We start from the raw sequence: 18,538 nt of genomic DNA, 5'->3' as shown, positions 1-18,538 counted from the left end.
GGTGCAGGCGGGTGCCTATCAGAACTCGACCTGGGTGGTCGCCGTCGCGAAAGCCGGCGTCGAGGACGGTTTCCCACTGATCGGCGGCAGCCTGATTGTCGATCCCGACGGAGAGATTGTCGCGGAAGCCGAGACCGAGGGCGATGAATTGCTGGTTCATCCATGCGATCTCGATGCGACGATCTTCGGCAAGAAGACCATCTTCGATTTCGTCCGCCATCGCCGCATCGAGCACTATGGTTTGATCACGAGCCGCGCCGGCGTCGTGCCGCCGCCGGAAGTCTGAGCCGACGCAATGCCGGGCCTGTTGCTCCGCGACCTATCGCGTCAGGACCGCTACAAGCTCCTGTGCGCCGTCGTCGTGCCGCGGCCGATCGCGCTGGTAACGACGCTCGATGTCAACGGCGCCGTGAATGCTGCGCCTTTCAGTTTTTTCAACGTGTTTTCGGAAGACCCGCCGCTGATCGTGCTCGGCTTGCAGCATAAATCCGATCGCACGCTTAAGGATACGACTCGCAATATTCAGCGCGACGGCGAGTTCGTGGTCCAGATGGTCGATGAGGCGCTTGCGAAGGCAATGAACGATTGTGCGATCGATTTCCCCTCCAGCGAAAGCGAGGTAACGGCCCTCGGGCTCGCGACATTGCCGTCGGTCGATGTCAGGGTGCCGCGGCTTGCGGCCGCGCCGTTCGCGCTGGAATGCAAGCGCAACATGTCGCTGGCGTTCGGCCCCGGACGTGAACTGTTGGTGGGTGAAGTGCTGCGCGTCCATGCGCGCGAAGGCCTGCTCGATACCGAGAGCATGTATGTCGATTTTGCCGCCTACCGACCGATCGGCCGCCTGTTCGGCAATCTCTATAGCTACCAGCGCGAGCCATTCACGATGGTGCGCGAGACGCATGCGGAGTGGGTCATGCGCATGCAAGCCGAAGGCCGCGAACCGGCACAAGAAAGCTAGCTTCGCGAAAGCTGCACCGCGCCGAGCGCCATCGCGGTGGCGGCCTGGGTCGGATCGATCACCGGAATGCCGAGCGCGTCTTCCAGGCCACGGCGCAGGCGGGCCATGCCGGCGCAGCCCATCACGATCGCGCCGGCGCCATCGTCTTCCTTCAAGGCACGGCCGACCTCGATCATCCTGGCGAGCGTGCCTTCGCCGGAGGCGGTCTCTGCGACGCTCATATTGAGCGGCCGTTCGCCAGCGAGCCGGTCCATCAAGCCCATCTGTCGAAGATAGCGGATGTGCCGGCGGATCGAGCGTTGCGCGATGGCGATGACGCCAAAAGTTTCGGCGCGTGTCATCGCGGTCAAGACGCCGCATTCGGCGATCCCGAACACCGGCCGGTCGGTGCCTTCCCGGCAGACGTGCAAGCCGGGATCGCTATAGCAGGCGATGACGAAAGCCGAAGCGCTATTGTCGCTCTCGATCATCCGCCGCAGCGGCATTGCCACGCTTTCGACATCGGCCTGGCTTTCGATCCCAAAAGGCCCTTCGGCCAGTGTCGAGCAGACGATTTCGGGCCCGTCGGCGAAATTTAGCGGCTTGAGCGCTTCCTCCAACCCCTTTGTCACGGCGACGTTGGAATTCGGATTGACAACCAGAATGCGCGGGCGGGTCATGTCTCTTTCCTTGCAACTCAGCCATGGCTTGCAGCTATTAGCATAGTTTGCAAAGTTTCGGAGGCGGCTTCTGCCACGATCGCCGCATATGCTCGGAGAAATTTCATGGCCGAACCTGCTTATGACCTCGTGATCCGCGGCGGACGCGTGGCGACCGCCTCAGACGTTTTCGAGGCCGATGTCGGCATTGTCGGCGAGACAGTCGCCGCCATCGGCCGCAACCTGCCGGCCGGCCGGCGGGAGGTCGATGCGCGGGGAAAGCTGGTCCTGCCCGGCGGTGTCGACAGCCATGCTCATATTGAACAGCTTTCGGCGGCGGGCATCATGAATGCCGATACTTTCGAAAGCGCGACCACCTCGGCGGCGTTCGGCGGCACCACGACCGTGATTTCGTTCGCCGCCCAGCACGTCGGGATGAATTTGCCACAGGTGGTGAGCGACTATCACGCACTCGCCCGAAAAGGCGCGGTGATCGACTATGCCTTTCACATGATCATTGCCGACCCGACGGCCGAAACGCTTGCCCGTGATATACCCTCGCTGGTGAAGGAGGGCCATGCCTCGATCAAGATCTTCATGACCTACGACCGGCTGAAGATCGACGACGAACCGCTGCTCGATATCCTGGTCGCGGCGCGCGAATCCGGCGCGATGCTGTGCGCCCATGCCGAGAACCACGGCATCATTGCCTGGATGGTGAAGCGCTTGCTCGCGCGCGGCTACACCCATCCCAAATATCATTCGATCAGCCATGCCCGCTTTTCGGAAGCCGATGCGTTCAACCGTCTGATCGGCATGGCCGCGCTGGTCGACCAGCCGATCATGATCTTTCATGTCTCCACTGCCGAAGGCGCCAGAGTGATCCGTCAGGCGCGCGGGGAGGGCTTGAAGGTTTTTGCCGAGACATGCCCGCAATATCTCTTTCTCACGGCGGAGGATCTGAACAGGCCTTCCGCGGAAGGCGCGAAGTGGATGTGTAGCCCGCCGCCGCGCACGGTAGCCGATCAGGAGGCGTTATGGCAGGCGCTGGCGCTCGGCGATCTCCAGACGATTTCCTCCGACCATGCACCCTATCGCTTTGATGATAGCGGCAAGTTGCGCGCCGGCTCCAATCCCAATTTCAAGCAGGTGGCAAACGGGCTGCCGGGACTCGAGGCGCGCCTGCCGCTGTTGTTTGACGCCATGGTGTCGCGGGGACGTCTCGGTCTGGAAAGGTTCGTGGAGTTGACCGCAACCGCGCCGGCAAAGATCTACAATCTGTATCCGCGCAAGGGTTCGATCGCGATCGGCGCCGACGCCGACATCGCGATCTGGGATCCCTCGCGCGAGGTCACCTTGTCCGACGCCATGATGCATGACTTGACCGGCTACACGCCCTACGCCGGTCGGAAGCTGCTTGGTTGGCCGGTGACGGTGCTGTCGCGGGGACGTGTCGTCGTGGCTGACGGCAAGCGGATGGCCGATGCCGGATCAGGCCGATTTCTGGCGCGCTCCGGCGGCGAAGCGGCAAAGCCAGCCGGGCGGTTGGTGGCCGATATGGATCCGGAGCGAAATTTCGGCGCGAGATTGTTGTAATCGTTTTTCGGCGTTGAAGCAGGGGCTTGCAGCATTGAACATCGTGATCTTTGGCGGCACGGGCTTCGTCGGGACCAACATCGCCTCGGCGCTGTTGGCGCGGGGCCATGCGGTCACCTTGTTCGATCGCGGGGCCTTGCCACGCGCCGCGAGACAGGCCTTCGCCGGTTTTGGCGACAGCATGAGCGTCGTAGAAGCAGATGTTGCGGATTCAAGCGCGGTCGAGGCGACCATCGCACGTGGCTTTGATGCGATCATACTGGGAGCGGCGATCACGGCAGGCCCTGCGCGCGAGGCAGCCGATCCGCAATCGATCCTGCAAGTCAACCTGATGGCGCAGGCGCCGATTTTGATGACCGCGCATCGCTATCGCGTGCGACGGGTCATCAACCTATCGTCAGGATCGGCCTTTGGCGCGGCCGCCTTCCGCCACGCTCTGCTCGATGAAGGGCTGCCGTGCGAACCAGTATCGCTGTATGCCGTCACCAAGCATGCTTCTGAGCGGGTCGTGGCACGTCTCGCCGCTTTATGGGCGACGGACTTCATCAGCGTGCGGTTGAGCGGCGTGTTCGGACCGTGGGAGCGCGCCACGGGCGTTCGCGACACGTTGAGCCCGCAGATGCAGATCATCGCGGCGTTGCATCAGAAGAAGGAGGTCATCTTGCCTCGCCCCGGCATTCGCGACTGGATTTACGCGCCCGACGTCGCCGATGCTGTGGCGGTGCTGGTCGAAGCCGAACAACCAAAGCATGGGCTTTACAACATATCGACGGGCCACGAATGGACGGCGCTGCAATGGGGGCAGCATCTCGCCGAACTCAACCCCGGGTTCGTTTGCAGGCTGGCTGAATCGGGCGAAACGCCGACCATCGATCTGCATACCGATGCTGATCGCGCGCCACTATCGATTGTGCGTATGGCGGAAGAATTCGGCTGGCGCGCGCGCTTTGGTTGTGCGGATTCTGCCGCCCATCTCAACGCGTGGTGGAACCGCCATGGGGAGGAGATGTGACATGCGATTGAAGGAGCGGGTCGCGATTGTGACTGGCGCGGCTTCCGGCATCGGTCGCGCCGCGGCTCTGCTATTCGCGCGCGAGGGCGCATTCGTCGCGCTCGTCGATTGCGATGAGGCGAGCGCACTGCGGACGCTCGACGCCATCCGCGACGCGAACGGACAGGGATCGGTGCATCAGGGCGATGTCGGCGACGGCGATCTCGCCAAAACGATCGTTGATGGCCTCGTATCTCGGCACGGGCGGCTCGACGTGCTGATGACCGCAGCCGGCTGGTCTTGTGGCGGCACGGTCGTGACCACAGATCCGGCCGATTGGGACGCGGTGTTCCGCACTCATGTCAGCGGCACCTGGCTTTGGGCGCGGGCGGCGATCCCGCAGATGCAGCGACAGAACAAGGGCTCCATCGTTACGATCAGCTCGCAACTGGCGATTGCCGGCGGCAGGAGCAACAGCGCCTATATCGCCGCCAAGGGCGCCATCATCAGCCTGACCCGAACCATGGCAGTCGATTTCGCGGCGGACGGAATCCGCGTCAATGCGATCGCGCCGGGTGCGATCGAGACCCCGCTGCTGCAGCGGAGCTTTGCCCGGCATGTCGATTCGCAAGGCATGCGGGAAACCTCGCGCAATCGCCACGCGATGAAGCGCTTCGGCACGGCTGAAGAAGTGGCGGAGGCCGCGCTCCATCTCGCAAGCGACGCGTCCTCCTTTACAACCGGCATCGTTTTGCCAGTTGACGGAGGCTGGCTTGCCGCCTGAGCGATCCGATCCTCCGCGAGGGGCTTGCCCATGAGCAGCGCCTTGACCGCGCTCGAGATGCAGCTGCGTGACGATCTTGCCAGGACGGCGCATCCCTCGGCGCCCTGGCTCGAAGCGAAGATGGGGCCGGATGGCAAGCCCGCGCTGGACATTTTGATTGTCGGCGGCGGGCAATCGGGGTTGGCCACAGCGTTCGGCCTGAGGCGATCGCAGGTCACCAACATCCTGATCATCGACAAGGCGGACGAGGGAAGGGAAGGCTCGTGGCTCACTTATGCGCGCATGCACACGCTGCGCAGCCCGAAGGATTTTACCGGCCCTGACCTCGACATTCCAAGCCTCACCTATCAGTCATGGCATGAAGCGCGGTTCGGCAGGGAGAGCTGGGAGGAACTTGAACTGATTCCGCGCGAGCTCTGGGCCGAATACCTGATCTGGTTCAGGCGTGCGGTTGGCCTGACGGTGCGCAATAACTGCGAGCTTCTTGAGATTGCGCCCGCGACAAATGGATTGCTCGCGGCGAGGGTTGCATTTTGCGGGACAACCGAAACGCTCCATGCGCGGAAGATCGTTCTGGCGACCGGCCAGGAAGCAATGGGCGACTGGACAATACCCGAGCCGTTGCAGCATTTGGCCGGGAAGCGAGTGGCGCGATGCTCGGACGATATCGATTTTGCAGCGTTTGCCGGCAAAACGCTGGCCGTGATTGGCGCTGGCGCAACTGCCTTTGATAATGCGGCGATGGCCCTGGAAGCGGGAGCGGCGGACGTGCACCTGTTCTGCCGCCGCGCTGAAATCCAGGTGATCCAGCCCTATCGATGGCTGACGTTTCGCGGCTTCTTGCGGCACTTCTGTGATCTCGACGACGAATGGCGCTGGCGCTTCATGCGCGCCATCCTCGAATTGCGGGAAGGATTCCCGCAAGCGACCTGCGACCGCTGCGCGCGGTTTGCCAATTTCCATCTCCATGAGAGTTCGCCCATCGAGGCAGCGCATGAGAGAGGGGATGGCGTCGAACTGCGAACGCCTAGCGGCGCCTTCCACGTGCATGTGGTGATCTGCGGCGTCGGGACCGAGATCAATTTTGCCGGGCGTCCAGAATTGAGAAATTTTGCCGGCAACATCGCTACCTGGTCCGACCGCTACCAGCCGCCGCAAGACGAACAAAGCCCGCGGCTCGCCCGCTATCCCTATCTCGCAGACGACTATGCGCTGACCGAGCGCATCGCCGGGATGACGCCGTGGATCTCCGATATTCACCTGTTTGCGTTCGCCTCCACCATGAGCTTCGGCCCTTCCGGCTCGTCGATCAACGCCATGACGACGGCAGTCCCCAAGCTGGTTTATGGCCTCACACGAGGTTTATTTTGTGCCGACATCGAGCGGCACTGGAATTCGTTCAGGGGCTATGATGTGCCGCAGGCGATCATCCAGAGGTAAAATCGGGCTGAAGAGCTAGATGATGGCAGTCGCCTTGCGCGGCATGAAAATTTTCTACGGCTCCCGCGCCGGGAGGTAATAAAAATTCGGCTTGGCGCGCAATTTGCTTAATTGCACAATGAGAACGGGCCACAGGTGCTTTTTGGCTCGTTTCTGTTGAATTCAGAGGATTGGGACAATGCGGAGTCGGATTGCTGGTCTTACGTTCCTCGGGTTTGGGGTGCTCGCGCTGTCATTTCGCGCATTGCCTGCATCTGCACAGTCCCGTGCCGAGACGTTGCGCTACGTCACCGGAGCCTCCGTCAACACGCTCGATCCGAACGTGCCGGGCTCGACCCGCGAGGCATTTGCCGTCAGTTTGAGCACCTATGACCGGCTGGTCTCGTTCGGCCGCAAGCAGCTCAACGGCAAATGGGTGTTCGATCTCGACAAGATCACCGGCGAACTTGCCGAATCCTATAACGTCAGTCCGGACGGGCTGAAGCTGACCTTCCACCTGCGCAAGGATGCCAGGTTCCAGGACGGATCGCCCGTGACGGCCGAAGACGTCAAATGGTCGCTCGATCGTGCGGTGACCGCGCCGGTGCTCGGCAAGGCGCAGTTATTGACCGGCTCGATGACCAGCGCCAACCAGTTCAGGGTGATCGATCCGCTGACATTTGAAGTCACGCTGCCGGAACCGGATAAGCTCGCACTGCCTAACCTCGCGACCGTCTATCCGATCATCATCAATTCCAAACTTGCGAAAACCCATGCGACCGCCGACGATCCTTGGGCGATCGGGTGGCTCAAGGAGCACACGGCCGGCAGCGGCGCCTATGTGATCGAGAGCTTCAAGCCGGGCGAACAGGTCATCATGAAACGCAACGAGGCGTGGAATCGCGGCGCGCCGGAGAAGGCCGCCTTCTTCAAGCGGGTGATCGTGCAGACCGTGCCGGAGCCGGCGACGCGCGCAAATCTGGTCGAGCGCGGCGACGCCGATCTCGCCATCGATCTGCAAGCCAGTGACGTGCAGTCGCTGGAGAGCAAGGGCACGCTGAAGGTGATCTCGACGCCGCAATATAACGCCGTCACCTTCATCTCGATGAACAACACGATTCCGCCCTTCGACAATGTCAACGTGCGCCGCGCGATCGCCTTTGCGCTGCCTTATGACGACATGTTCAAGGCCGCTCTGTTCGGTCGCGGCACGCCATTGTTCAACGCCGATTGGAAGGACGGCAAGCCGACTACCAGCGCGTTTCCGTTCCCACAGCCCGTCAGGCTCGATCTCGACAAGGCAAGGGAATATCTAAAGGCCACCGGCATGCCGGACGGCTTTTCGACGACGTTCAGCTTCAATGTCGGTCAGGCCTCGACGGCCGAGCCGATGGCGGCGCTGGTCAAGGAGTCGCTGGCCAAGATCGGTATCAAGGTCGAAATCCAGAAACTGCCGGACGCGCAGATGTCGACTCAGATTAACGAGAAGAAGCTGCCCTTCTTCACCGAAGGCATAGTCGCCTGGCTGCCTTCGACCGATTATTTCTATCGCAACTTCTATACCGGAAATCAGCGCTGGAATTATGCCAGCATCGATAACCCGGAACTCAACGCGCTCGCGCAACAGGCCCGCTTCGAGCCGAACAAGGCCAAATACGACGAAGAGAGCTTGAAGCTGAACGCGATTCATGTCGCGACCATGCCGCAAATCATGCTCTGGCAGCCGAGTCAGGATGCGGTGATGGCCAAATCGATCGAGGGGTACACCTATCAGTTTCATCGCCAGGTTGATTATCGAGACCTCAGCCGCAAGTAGGTTTCTCCCGCGATGCAAAGCTTTGGCGCAACGATGATGCGGGCCGCGAGGCGTTTCATGTCCTCGCTGCCCGCGCTGTTCGGGGTGCTGGTCTTTACCTTCCTTTTGATGCGTGTTCTACCGGGTGACCCGGCCGTGTTCTTTGCTTCCGGACCCAATGCCGGCAAGGAAGAGATTGAAGTCATCCGCAAGCAAATGGGGCTTGACAAGCCGATCCCCGAACAGTTGCTGCGTTATCTCTACGACGTCGGACGCGGCAATCTCGGAAAGTCGTTGATGACTGGGCAGTCGGTCACCACCGATCTGCGCGAGCGTCTGCCGGCCTCGCTCGAGCTGACACTCACTGCACTGTTCATCGCCATGCTGTCGGCAATTCCACTTGGGGTCATTGCGGCCTTGCGGCCAGGCTCGATCGTCGATCACGGCGTGCGGCTGTTGTGCGCACTCGGGGTTTGCGTGCCGACCTTCGTGTCAGGGTTGCTGCTGATCTACGTCTTCTACTATCTGCTTGGCCTGGCGCCAGATCCGACCGGCCGCATCGATGTCTTTACCTCATTGCCACCGTCGCGCACCGGCTTTCTTACCATCGACTTCCTGCTGGCCGGCGATCTCGATGGCTGGTGGGTCGCCGTTCGTCAACTCATCCTGCCGGCACTGACCATGGCGCTGTTCGTGATCGCGCCGTTGGCGCGGATCACCCGGGCCTCGATGCTTGTTTCGCTCGGCAGCGATTTCGTGCGCACCGCTCGGTCGGTCGGGTTGTCGTGGTGGCGCGTCGTCGTCACCTATGCGCTGCGCAACGCCATCCTGCCAGTCATCACCATCGCCGGTATCGTATTTTCGACCATGCTGGGAGCCAACGTGCTGGTCGAAAAGGTCTATTCGTGGCCCGGTGTCGCATCATACGCACTCGATGCGCTGCTGTCGTCCGACTACGCGCCGGTCCAGGGATTTGTGCTGTTGATGGCGAGCATCTTCGTCGTGGTGAACCTCATGGTGGATGTTCTCTACGGCATCGCGGATCCAAGGGTATCGATATGAAGAGAGAGACGGCGTGATGGCAAGCGCGACGCTGCGTCATGCATTGTGGATCTTGCGCGGCAACCGGCTGACGGCGGTCGCCACATCCGGCGTCTTCGTACTGGTGGCGATCGCGATCCTCGGCCCGTCGATCGCGCCTTACGACCCCATCGCTTCCAGCGTATCCGAAGCGCTGCTGCCGCCAAGCCTTCTACATCTCGCCGGCACCGATCAGCTCGGCCGCGATACGTTCAGCCGGCTTCTGGTTGCAGCCCGGCTCGATCTTGTCATCGCGGTGGCAGCGGTCGGCATTTCGTTTGTGCTCGGCGCTATCATTGGCGCCTTCTGCGGCTATGCTGGCGGGCGCCTCGATCGTTCCGTCGGCCGTTTCGTCGACGTGATGATGGCCTTTCCGCTGTTCGTGCTCGCCATGGCGATGGTCGCCGCGCTCGGGAACCGCGTAGAGAACATCGTCATCGCGACCGCGATCATCAATCTACCGTTCTACACCCGCTTTGCCCGCGCTGAGGTGAATGTCCGCCGAAACCTCGGCTGGGTCGAGGCCGCGCGGGCCAGCGGCGAAAGCCACAGCTCGGTCGTGCTGCGATTTCTGTTGCCGAATGTTCTGCCGGCGATGGCGGTGCAGATGTCGCTCAATCTGGGCTGGGCTATTCTCAATGCCGCCGGTCTTTCTTTCATCGGCCTTGGCGTCAGGCCGCCGACGCCGGAATGGGGTATCATGGTGGCGGAAGGCGCGCGGTTCATCTCGACAGGAAAATGGTGGCTGGTCGCCTTTCCAGGCCTTGCCTTGATGTTGGCGGTGTTGTGCTTCAACCTACTCGGCGATGGATTGCGGGACATTCTCGATCCCCGAATGCGGACATGACCGAGCCGCTGCTTCGCATCGAAGACCTTCACGTCACGTTCTCGACCCGGAGCGGCCCTGTCGAAGCGGTGCGCGGGGTCACGCTTTCGGTTGCGCCGGGTGAGATGCTCGGCCTCGTCGGCGAAAGCGGCTCGGGGAAATCCGTCACGGGCTTTGCCACCACGAGACTGCTGGATCCTGCCGGCCGGGTGAGCAGCGGCAGGATTCTCTATCGCGGTCAGGACATTACGAAAATCCCTGACGGCGATTTTCGTGCCCTGCATGGCGCGGCGATGTCAATGATCTTCCAGAACCCGCGCGCGGCGCTCAATCCGATCCGCTCGGTCGGGCTTCAGATTGCCGATGCCATCCTCAGCCACAAGCGGATGTCGAAGCAGGCGGCTGCCGACGAGGCGCTTAAATTGTTGCGCGCGGTTCAGATTCGCGATCCCGAGAAGCGGATGTCCGCCTATCCGCATGAGTTGTCCGGCGGCATGTGCCAGCGCGTCATGATTGCGGTCGCAATTTCCTGCAATCCGATGTTGCTCATTGCCGACGAGCCGACCACGGGCCTCGATGTGACCACACAAAAGGTGGTGATGGACCTTTTGGCCGGCATCGCCGCCGCGCGTGGCATGGCCACCATCCTGATCACGCACGATCTGGGTCTCGCCGCTCAATATTGCGCCCGTGTCGTGGTGATGGAGAAGGGGCGCCTGGTCGAGGAAGCGCCGCCCGCGAGGCTGTTTCATCATCCCCAACACGCCTATACCAAACGACTGGTGGCGGCCTCACCCACCGCATCGTCCCGGATCGAGGATCTGGTGACCGATGAGGAGCGTGGTCAGTATCTCGCCGTTCTCGCCGCCTGCAAGCCGCAGCCAGAGCCGCCCGCCGGGACGCCGCCGCTTCTGGATGTCAGAAATCTCGCCAAGCGTTACGACCAGGGAGCGCCGGCGGTCTCGAATTTCTCCATGACCATGAAGGCCGGCGAGAGCGTGGGCCTGGTCGGCGAATCCGGATCAGGCAAGACCACGACCTCGCGTATGATTTGCCGGCTGATCGACGCCAGCGAAGGCGAAATCCTGTTCGACGGCGAATCGATCGCCCACCTGCCGGCGCGGGAGTTCCACCGCTCACCGCATCGAAAGGACATCCAGATCGTCTTTCAGGACCCCAACGAAAGCCTTAACCCGCGCTTTACGGCTTTCGACTGCATTGCCCATCCGCTGCTGCGGCTTTCTCGGATGCGTCCGGGCGATGCACTGCGACAACGGGTGGAGGAGTGCGCCGCGCGCGTCGGCTTGCCGATCGATCTGTTGTCGCGCTTTCCGCATCAGCTTTCCGGCGGGCAGAAGGCCCGGGTCGGCATCGCACGGGCCATTGCCTGCCGGCCCCGCCTCTTGGTGCTAGATGAGCCGACCGCAGCGCTTGACGTTTCGGTGCAGGCGGTAGTGCTGCAACTGTTGGATCGGCTGCGGCGCGAAGATTGTCTCGCGCTGCTTTTCGTCAGCCATGATCTTAATGTGGTTCGCATGATGTGCGATCGGACCATCGTCTTGCGCAGCGGCGAGATCGTTGAGGCCGGTGAGAGCCGGGCACTATTCGATAACCCACAGACCGAATATACGCGCGAACTCGTTGAAGCCGTTCCGCAAGTCGACCGCTGCGGCTTTTCGGTGCAATCTTAGACAACCGCGCAGAGAAGGCGAGTTGGGCGAAGGAGTCCGGCTTCCATCTAGTGTGATCCCTTTGAAACGGCTCAGGTTGCGCTGGGCGCATACTTACAGCTCGGTCGTTGCGTCGATTGAAAAGGCCCGCCCGACGATACCAAATGGATAAAGGTCGGCTCGCGGCGGAGTTCTCCGTGCGGTCATAATCGGTTCAGGCTTGACCGGCATCCTGTGGTTGTTCTGCGTGCGCCAACCTTTTCGTTCTGCTGAGCAGTCTGCAGGCACTCAAACGCGAAGTTCGCGAAGGGAAATGTCGTCCCCTCGACAAGGCCCACGAACCATCGAGAGCATAAAACGTCGACGTCACGATACCTTCATCTCGCGCAGGCTCTTCGAGAGTATTTCCGCGAAGGCAGCTGCCGCAATTGGCAGTACGCGACCGCGCAACTGGCATAAGACGAGTTCGGCGGTCGGCACATCCCGCGTATCGACTGGAATTCCGACCAGGCTCATGCCGAGGTCGCTCGCGGGCGCGCCGATCTCGATCTGAAAGGAAATCGCGTTGCAGCGGAGCGCCAAGCCCCGCAGCATTTCGAACGAATTTGATTCCGCGACCACGTTGAAGCGCAAGTCGCGCCGCGCCGCGACCTCATCGAGAATCTGCCGGCCCGACAGGGAACGATCGGGGAGCGCAGCCGGGTACCCCGCGCATTCCGACAGCCGCAGCGACTTCCGTCCCGCAAGCGGATGATCGGCGCGAACGACCGCAACCAACTGCTGCGGAATGCTGGCGATAACTCTAAGCGCCGGTCGCATTGCCGGGCGGAAGATCAGTGCGAGGTCGGCTTCATAGGCCGCAAGCGCGGTCAGCGCCCGCTCGTGATCCATGGTCTTCAGGTCGAACGTCACGCGCGGATGCTGCTTTCGAAAACCTGCGATACGCGAGGCCAGAAAGTCGAGCGCCAGTGCTTGGCTGCACGCGATCAGCACCGGGCCGCGTCGAAGTCCTCGCAAATCTTCCACTTGCGATTTCATCCGTTCCGCCTCGGCGATCTGGCTTCGCGCATATCGCACGAACATCTCTCCGGCCGTGGTCAGTTTCACCCCGCGTGGACGCCGCTCGAACAGGGGCGTGCCAACCTCGACCTCCAGGTCCTGGATGCGCCGGTTCATTGCCGACGGCGTCAGGTTCAGTTGCTCGGCCGCTTTGCGGATCGACCCGGTCCGGGCGACCTCGACGACGTGGGTTAGCAGTCTCAAATGACGCATGTTTTCGGCGGCCCGCTTGCCGATGCCGTTTTTGCACCGCTCAAGTCGAAAGATAGCAACAGATAAGATCACTGGAAAGCGGTAGCTTTTGATCGACGGCGGCCCTCCAGGCAGGAAATGGCGGGCCGGAAACCAACACAGGAAAAATCCGATGACTGGAAACCACGCGTTTCGTGGAATGCGGGCGCTTGCCCTGAGCTTGAGTTTGGGTCTCGCCCTCTCGATCGGCTTCGCTGCGGTGGCAGAGGCGCAGACCAAAATCCGGATGGTGCTGAACTGGAAATATGAGGGGCCGCAGGGGATGTTCTTCCTCGCCGATGACCGCGGCTACTTCAAGCAGGAAGGCCTCGACATCACCTTCGACCAGGGGAACGGCTCCGGCGCCGCCGTGCCGCAGGTCGCCAATCGCGCCTACGACATGGGCTTCGGCGACATCAATGCGCTGATCGAGCTTGCGGCAAAGAAGCCCGACGAAGCGCCGATCGGCGTGTTCATGCTCTATAACCGCCCGCCCTTCACGCTTGCGGTGAAGGCGGACAGTCCGTTCAAGACCCCGGCCGATCTGGTCGGCCACAAGCTGGGCGGACCGGCCAACGACGCCGCGCTCAAACTGCTGCCGGCGCTGTGCTCGGCGACAAAAATCGACTGCGGCAAGATCGAGATCGTCGCGATCCAGCCGAGCCTGCGCGAGCAGATGCTGATGCAGGGCCAGGTCGACGGCGTGTTCGGCTATGTCACCACGATCCGCTTCAGCGCCAAACTCACCGGCATCGATCCCGACAAGCAACTGCGCTTCATGAAGTTCGAGGACTACGGCATGGATCTCTATTCCAACGCCATCATCGTCTCGCGCAAGCTGGCGAAGGAGCATCCCGAAGTCATCAAGGGCTTTCTGAAGGCGTTGAACCACGGCATCAAGGATGCGATTGCCGAGCCGCAAGCCGCGATCGATGCGGTCGCCAAACGCGAGCCGCTGATCAAGCCGGCGATCGAACGCGCTCGCCTCGATGCGACCATGGCCGACGAGATGAGCCATCCGGAGATTGCCAGGATCGGCATCGGCGACATCAGCGACGACCATATGGCGAAGGCGATCGACATCCTGGTCAAGGCAAAGGAGCTGCCGCGGACGCCCAAGGTCAACGAAATCTTCGACCGCAGCTTCATGCCGCCGTTGAGCGAGCGCCCGACTTCGGTGCGGCCCGCGAGCTGACATGGGCAACGACATATCATTTTTTTACTGAACGGACTGACTGATGAAGCTCTCTCTTGAAGACCGCGTGGTTGTCATCACCGGCCCAGCCAAAGGCATGGGCGCCGCCATCACGCTCGCCTTCGCCCGCGAAGGCTGCAAGCTCGCGCTGCTCGGCCGCGACACCGCCGCGATCGAACCTGTTGCCAAGGAGGTCAGATCGCACAACGGCCACGCCATTATCATCGCTTGCGACCTCACCGACGCAAAGCAATGCGACGCCGCCGCGGCTGCGACCATGGACGCCTTCGGACGGATCGACGTGCTGGTCAACATTGCCGGCGGCTCCGGTCCGATCGGCAAGACCGGCGTGCAGACCACGCCGGAAGAATTCGACGACATCGTCACGCTCAACATGAACGGCTGCTTCCACGCCATGCGCGCGGTGCTGCCGGCGATGATCGACCAGCGCTACGGCAAGATCGTCAATGTCGGCGGCACCTTCGGCATGCGCGGCCGCGCCGGGCGGGTGGCCTACTCGGCCTCCAAATGGGGCTTGCGCGGCATCACCAAGAGCTTTGCGCTCGAAGTCGGCCAGCACAACATCAACGTCAACTGCGTCGCGCCCGGCATGGTCGACGGTCCGCGGTTTCGCGAGAAAGTCTGCCGCGACATGGCGCAAAAGCTCGGCATTTCCGAGCAAGAAGCGGCGCAACGCCACGCTGCCGACTATGCGCTCAAGCGCATCACCGTCGACGAGGATGTCGCCAACGCCTGCCTGTTTCTTGCAAGCGACGTGTCGCGCCAGATCACCGGCGTCGACCTGCCGGTCGACGGCGGCTGGGCGATGCTGTGAGGAGGACATCACGATGACAACGCCCGAGAAGGTCGACCTCGTCATCAACGGCGGCATTTTGGTGTCGCCGGATGGGGAATATCGCGCCAGCATCGCCGTCAGGGACGGCAGGATCTGCGCGATCGGCGCGCCGGAGGCGATGCCTGAGGCCAGCGAGACACTCGATGCGAGCGGCCTGCATGTGCTGCCCGGCGCCATCGACGTCCACGTACATTTCCGCGACCCCGGCTATTCGCACAAGGAGGACTTTGGCAGCGGCACTGCGGCGGCGGCGTTCGGCGGCGTCACCACCGTGTTCGACATGCCAAACACGATTCCGACGGTCGCCAACGCCGAAGTACTCGCAGCCAAGCACAAGCTCGCCTCCGAAAAGGCTTACGTCGATTACGGCCTTTACGCCGTTCTCGGCGAGGAAAGCCTCAATCATATCGATGAGCTCGTCGAGGGCGGCATCATCGGCTTCAAATGCTACATGGGCAACACCTTCGGCCGCATTCCCTCGCCTTCGACCGGCGCCATGCTCGAACTGTTCGAGCTGGTCGCGCCGACCGGAAAGCGCATTTCGCTGCACGCGGAGACCAACTCCATCATGGAGCGGCGGGAATCTCGCTTGCGTGCGGCCGGCCGTACCGAGCCGATCGCGCATCTCGCCTCACGTCCCGCCGTCGTCGCCATAGAAGCCGTTTCACGCGCGGCGATCCTTGCCGAATGGACCGGCGCCCGCATCCATGTGCTGCACATTTCGTCTGCCGCCGAGTTGCGGCCGCTGGCCGAGGCCAAGGCGCGCGGCGTCGACATCACCGGCGAGACCTGTCCTCACTACCTCTTGCTGTCGGAAAACGACTACGAAAAATCCGGCGGCATCGTCCGCGTCAATCCGCCGGTGCGCGAGGCGCCGAACCGCGAGCCGCTGTGGAATGCGCTGATCGACGGCACCGTCGACATGGTGGCAACCGATCACGCGCCGCACGCTAGGGAAGAAAAGACGCGCAACGACATCTGGACCGTCGATTGCGGCTTTCCCGGCGTCGAAACCCAGATGCCGCTGATGCTCACCGAGATCAATCGCGGCCGCGCGAGTATCCGCGACTATGTGCGCTGGAGCGCGGAAAGCCCAGCGAAGCGTTTCGGACTTTTTCCGCGCAAGGGCACGCTGACGGTCGGCTCCGACGCCGACATTGCGATCGTCGACATGAACCGCAACTGGGCGATCGACGACGCGAAGATCCAGTCGAAATCGAAAATCTCGCCCTGGCACGGCTGGTCGTGCACGGCGCTGCCGATCCATACCATCGTGCGCGGACGCTTCGCGATGAAGAACCGCAAGCTGAACGAGGACGCTCGCGGCACCGGCCGTTCGGTCCATGCCATCCAGCGGATGCCGCAGCCTGCGCCGAGAAACACCGATGCCACCATGGCGGCCGTCACCGGCAAAAGGGTTTAAGCCATGGACGATACCGACTCGCTGCCGGTGGGGAACGTCATCGACCTCGAAAAGGTCCGGGTAACGTTCGGCAGCGCCAAAAACAAAAGTCAGGTGACAGCGCTGGCGGAAACGTCCTTGCGTATCACGCATGGCGAATTCGTCGCGCTCGTCGGGCCCTCCGGCTGCGGCAAATCGACGATCCTGAAGCTCGTCGCCGGCACGCTTTCTGCAACCGAAGGCAACGTGTTCGTGGCGGGGCGCGAGGTCGATGCCGAAACCGCGCGGATCGGCATGGCGTTCCAGAACCCGACATTGCTGCCGTGGCTTAACATCCGCGACAACATCATGATGCCGCTCAAGATCGTGCCGCCGTTCAAGAAGGATTTTGCCAGGAAGCGGCGCGGCGAATATCGCGACCGCGTCGAGGCGTCGCTGGCGCGCGTCGGCCTTGCCGGCTTTGGTGACAAGTTTCCCTGGCAGCTCTCCGGCGGGATGCAGCAGCGCGCCTCGCTCTGCCGTGCGCTGATCCACGATCCGACGCTCCTGTTGCTCGATGAGCCCTTCGGCGCGCTCGACCAGTTCACCCGCGAGGAATTGTGGGAGATCATGCAGCAACTCTGGATCGACAAGCGACCCACGGTGCTGCTGGTCACGCACGACCTCAAGGAAGCCGCCTATCTCGCAACCCGAATCTGCGTGATGCAGGCACGACCGGGACGCATCGTCGACGACTCCGTCGTGCCGTTCGCGCGGCCGCGCACCATCGACCTTTCCTTTGCGCCCGAATTCGTCTCGCTCACCCAGCGGCTGCGCGAGCGCATCGTCGCCGCCCGCACCGCGGAGGCCATATCGTGAGCGACGACGTCCGCCGCCGCGTTCTATCGGTCGCCTGCATCCTTGGCTTCTTCGTCGCCTGGGAAATCGTCTGCCTCTCATTGCACATCTCCGATATCGTGCTGCCGCGCCCGAGCCAGATCATGATGACGCTGTGGATGCGCTTTCCGGCGATCTGGCCGCACGCGGTGCAGACGCTCTATACGACGGTGGTCGGCTTCGCGTTCGGAATCCTGATCGGCGTCGTGCTTGGCATTCTGATCGGCTCCTCGCGGCTTGCCTACGACGCCGGCTATCCGCTGCTGGTCGGCTTTTCCTCGATCCCCAAAGTCGCTGTAGTGCCAATCTTCGTTTTGTGGTTCGGCGCCGGCACGATACCGGCGGTCCTGACGGCGATGATCACCTGCCTCTTCCCGATCGTCGTCAATGTAGCGACGGGGCTGGCGACAACCGAACCGGAACTGCAGGATGTGATGCGGACCTTGCGGGCGACGAAATGGGAAATCCTCTGGAACATCGGCATGCCGCGCACGATGCCTTATTTCTTCGCATCGCTCAAAGTCGCGGTCACGCTGGCTTTCGTTGGCGCCGTGATTTCCGAGACGGTAGCTTCTAATCGCGGCATCGGCAACTTGATGATGATCGCAAGTGCGAGCTTCGACGTGCCGCTGGTTTTTGCCGGTCTCTTCATCCTCGCTGCCCTGGGTGTTGCGCTTTACGCTGGCTTTTCGCTGATCGAAGGCCGGGTCACCGGTTGGGCGATCCGCAGCGATAACTTCTGCGGATCTTGATCTTGTCTAGGGGCAACGCTTCCACTTGCGAAAGGTGGGATAGCCCGGGTCGGCTGCGGCCCGGTGCCCCGAAAGATCATTTCTGGAGGCGCATGGTCCCAGACCAAGCAGCCAAGCGAGCGCGTCCATTACTTGGGCGGGACTATTTAGGTGCCATTAACATGCAATGCATCGAAGCGACTGTGATCGTGCGACGAATGCCCATTTTCTGTCGGTTAAGCGCAGCGTTGCGACCGGTAAGTCATTGATCGCTCGCAACTCGCCGCTATCTCTTAATCAGCGGGTCCCAGGTTCGAGCCCTGGTGCGCCCACCAAAGAAGATCCTTGGTTTCCAATAGCTTCGCCAAGTGTCCGTTGAGAACAGAACGAGTCTTGTGCGACGTTTTCTGTGATCGGACCTCGCACAGCTG

General features: G+C 62.1%; 17 protein-coding genes. 15 read left to right on the top strand and 2 right to left on the bottom strand.

Annotated features, from left to right (window positions below; translation table 11 throughout):
• The coding region (locus NEZ08_RS25005) for a nitrilase-related carbon-nitrogen hydrolase (protein ID WP_298113268.1) at nucleotides 1–286 on the top strand (286 nt) is incomplete at its 5' end.
• Nucleotides 287–295: 9 nt separating this feature from the next.
• Complete coding sequence (locus NEZ08_RS25000; protein ID WP_298113263.1) at nucleotides 296–958, top strand: flavin reductase family protein; 663 nt, start codon at nucleotides 296–298, stop codon at nucleotides 956–958.
• Here the strand turns inward: NEZ08_RS25000 and NEZ08_RS24995 are convergent.
• On the bottom strand, nucleotides 955–1,617 hold the full coding sequence (locus NEZ08_RS24995) for an aspartate/glutamate racemase family protein (RefSeq protein ID WP_298113260.1): 663 nt from the start codon (nucleotides 1,615–1,617) through the stop codon (nucleotides 955–957). The genes NEZ08_RS25000 and NEZ08_RS24995 overlap by 4 nt on opposite strands.
• A gap of 105 nt (nucleotides 1,618–1,722) precedes the next feature.
• Here NEZ08_RS24995 and hydA point away from each other — a divergent pair, with 105 nt between their 5' ends.
• The 8 genes from hydA to NEZ08_RS24955 all read left to right on the top strand — a co-directional run bounded on the left by hydA (nucleotide 1,723) and on the right by NEZ08_RS24955 (nucleotide 11,778).
• Nucleotides 1,723–3,192, top strand: coding sequence for a dihydropyrimidinase (hydA, locus tag NEZ08_RS24990; RefSeq protein ID WP_298113258.1), 1,470 nt, complete (start codon nucleotides 1,723–1,725; stop codon nucleotides 3,190–3,192).
• A 34-nt stretch (nucleotides 3,193–3,226) separates the two neighbouring features.
• Nucleotides 3,227–4,204, top strand: coding sequence for an NAD(P)-dependent oxidoreductase (locus NEZ08_RS24985; protein WP_298113256.1), 978 nt, complete (start codon nucleotides 3,227–3,229; stop codon nucleotides 4,202–4,204).
• Nucleotide 4,205: 1 nt separating this feature from the next.
• Nucleotides 4,206–4,967 carry an SDR family oxidoreductase gene (locus NEZ08_RS24980; protein WP_298113253.1) on the top strand — a complete coding sequence of 254 codons (762 nt, stop codon included), beginning with the start codon at nucleotides 4,206–4,208 and terminating at the stop codon, nucleotides 4,965–4,967.
• A gap of 30 nt (nucleotides 4,968–4,997) precedes the next feature.
• Complete coding sequence (locus tag NEZ08_RS24975) at nucleotides 4,998–6,407, top strand: FAD/NAD(P)-binding protein (RefSeq protein WP_298113250.1); 1,410 nt, start codon at nucleotides 4,998–5,000, stop codon at nucleotides 6,405–6,407.
• 178 nt (nucleotides 6,408–6,585) lie between these two features.
• On the top strand, nucleotides 6,586–8,202 hold the full coding sequence (locus NEZ08_RS24970; RefSeq protein ID WP_298113247.1) for an ABC transporter substrate-binding protein: 1,617 nt from the start codon (nucleotides 6,586–6,588) through the stop codon (nucleotides 8,200–8,202).
• 12 nt (nucleotides 8,203–8,214) lie between these two features.
• Nucleotides 8,215–9,243, top strand: a complete 1,029-nt coding sequence (locus NEZ08_RS24965) for an ABC transporter permease (RefSeq protein ID WP_298113244.1) — start codon at nucleotides 8,215–8,217, stop codon at nucleotides 9,241–9,243.
• 16 nt (nucleotides 9,244–9,259) lie between these two features.
• Nucleotides 9,260–10,108 (top strand): ABC transporter permease, encoded by an 849-nt coding sequence (locus NEZ08_RS24960; RefSeq protein WP_298113241.1) that lies wholly within the window; start codon nucleotides 9,260–9,262, stop codon nucleotides 10,106–10,108.
• The gene (locus NEZ08_RS24955; RefSeq protein ID WP_298113238.1) at nucleotides 10,105–11,778 is read left to right on the top strand and encodes an ABC transporter ATP-binding protein; all 1,674 of its coding nucleotides are present in this window, start codon (nucleotides 10,105–10,107) and stop codon (nucleotides 11,776–11,778) included. Before NEZ08_RS24960 ends, NEZ08_RS24955 begins: the two co-directional genes overlap by 4 nt.
• A 345-nt stretch (nucleotides 11,779–12,123) precedes the next feature.
• Here NEZ08_RS24955 and NEZ08_RS24950 read toward each other — a convergent pair whose 3' ends face one another.
• On the bottom strand, nucleotides 12,124–13,029 hold the full coding sequence (locus NEZ08_RS24950; RefSeq protein WP_298113235.1) for a LysR family transcriptional regulator: 906 nt from the start codon (nucleotides 13,027–13,029) through the stop codon (nucleotides 12,124–12,126).
• Between the two features lie 151 nt (nucleotides 13,030–13,180).
• Between NEZ08_RS24950 and NEZ08_RS24945 the strand changes: the two genes are divergently transcribed.
• From NEZ08_RS24945 to NEZ08_RS24925, 5 genes are read left to right on the top strand one after another with little or no spacing between them, the layout of a single operon-like run.
• Entirely contained in the window at nucleotides 13,181–14,242 is a 1,062-nt protein-coding gene (locus tag NEZ08_RS24945; protein ID WP_298113232.1) for an ABC transporter substrate-binding protein, read from the top strand.
• A 43-nt stretch (nucleotides 14,243–14,285) separates the two neighbouring features.
• Nucleotides 14,286–15,077: an SDR family NAD(P)-dependent oxidoreductase gene (locus NEZ08_RS24940; protein WP_298113230.1), complete on the top strand. Its 792-nt coding sequence runs from the start codon at nucleotides 14,286–14,288 to the stop codon at nucleotides 15,075–15,077.
• 13 nt (nucleotides 15,078–15,090) lie between these two features.
• Complete coding sequence (gene allB, locus NEZ08_RS24935) at nucleotides 15,091–16,521, top strand: allantoinase AllB (protein ID WP_298113225.1); 1,431 nt, start codon at nucleotides 15,091–15,093, stop codon at nucleotides 16,519–16,521.
• 3 nt (nucleotides 16,522–16,524) lie between these two features.
• A complete protein-coding gene (locus NEZ08_RS24930) occupies nucleotides 16,525–17,358 on the top strand; it encodes an ABC transporter ATP-binding protein (RefSeq protein WP_298113222.1) in 834 nt (277 codons plus the stop codon).
• Nucleotides 17,352–18,128 carry an ABC transporter permease gene (locus tag NEZ08_RS24925; RefSeq protein ID WP_298113271.1) on the top strand — a complete coding sequence of 259 codons (777 nt, stop codon included), beginning with the start codon at nucleotides 17,352–17,354 and terminating at the stop codon, nucleotides 18,126–18,128. Before NEZ08_RS24930 ends, NEZ08_RS24925 begins: the two co-directional genes overlap by 7 nt.
• Nucleotides 18,129–18,538 lie beyond the last annotated feature (410 nt).

Source organism: Bradyrhizobium sp. (genome assembly GCF_027451485.1).
GTDB lineage: Bacteria > Pseudomonadota > Alphaproteobacteria > Rhizobiales > Xanthobacteraceae > Bradyrhizobium.
Note: the sequence above shows the minus strand (reverse complement) of the source record. Positions and strands in the feature narration are given on the sequence as shown.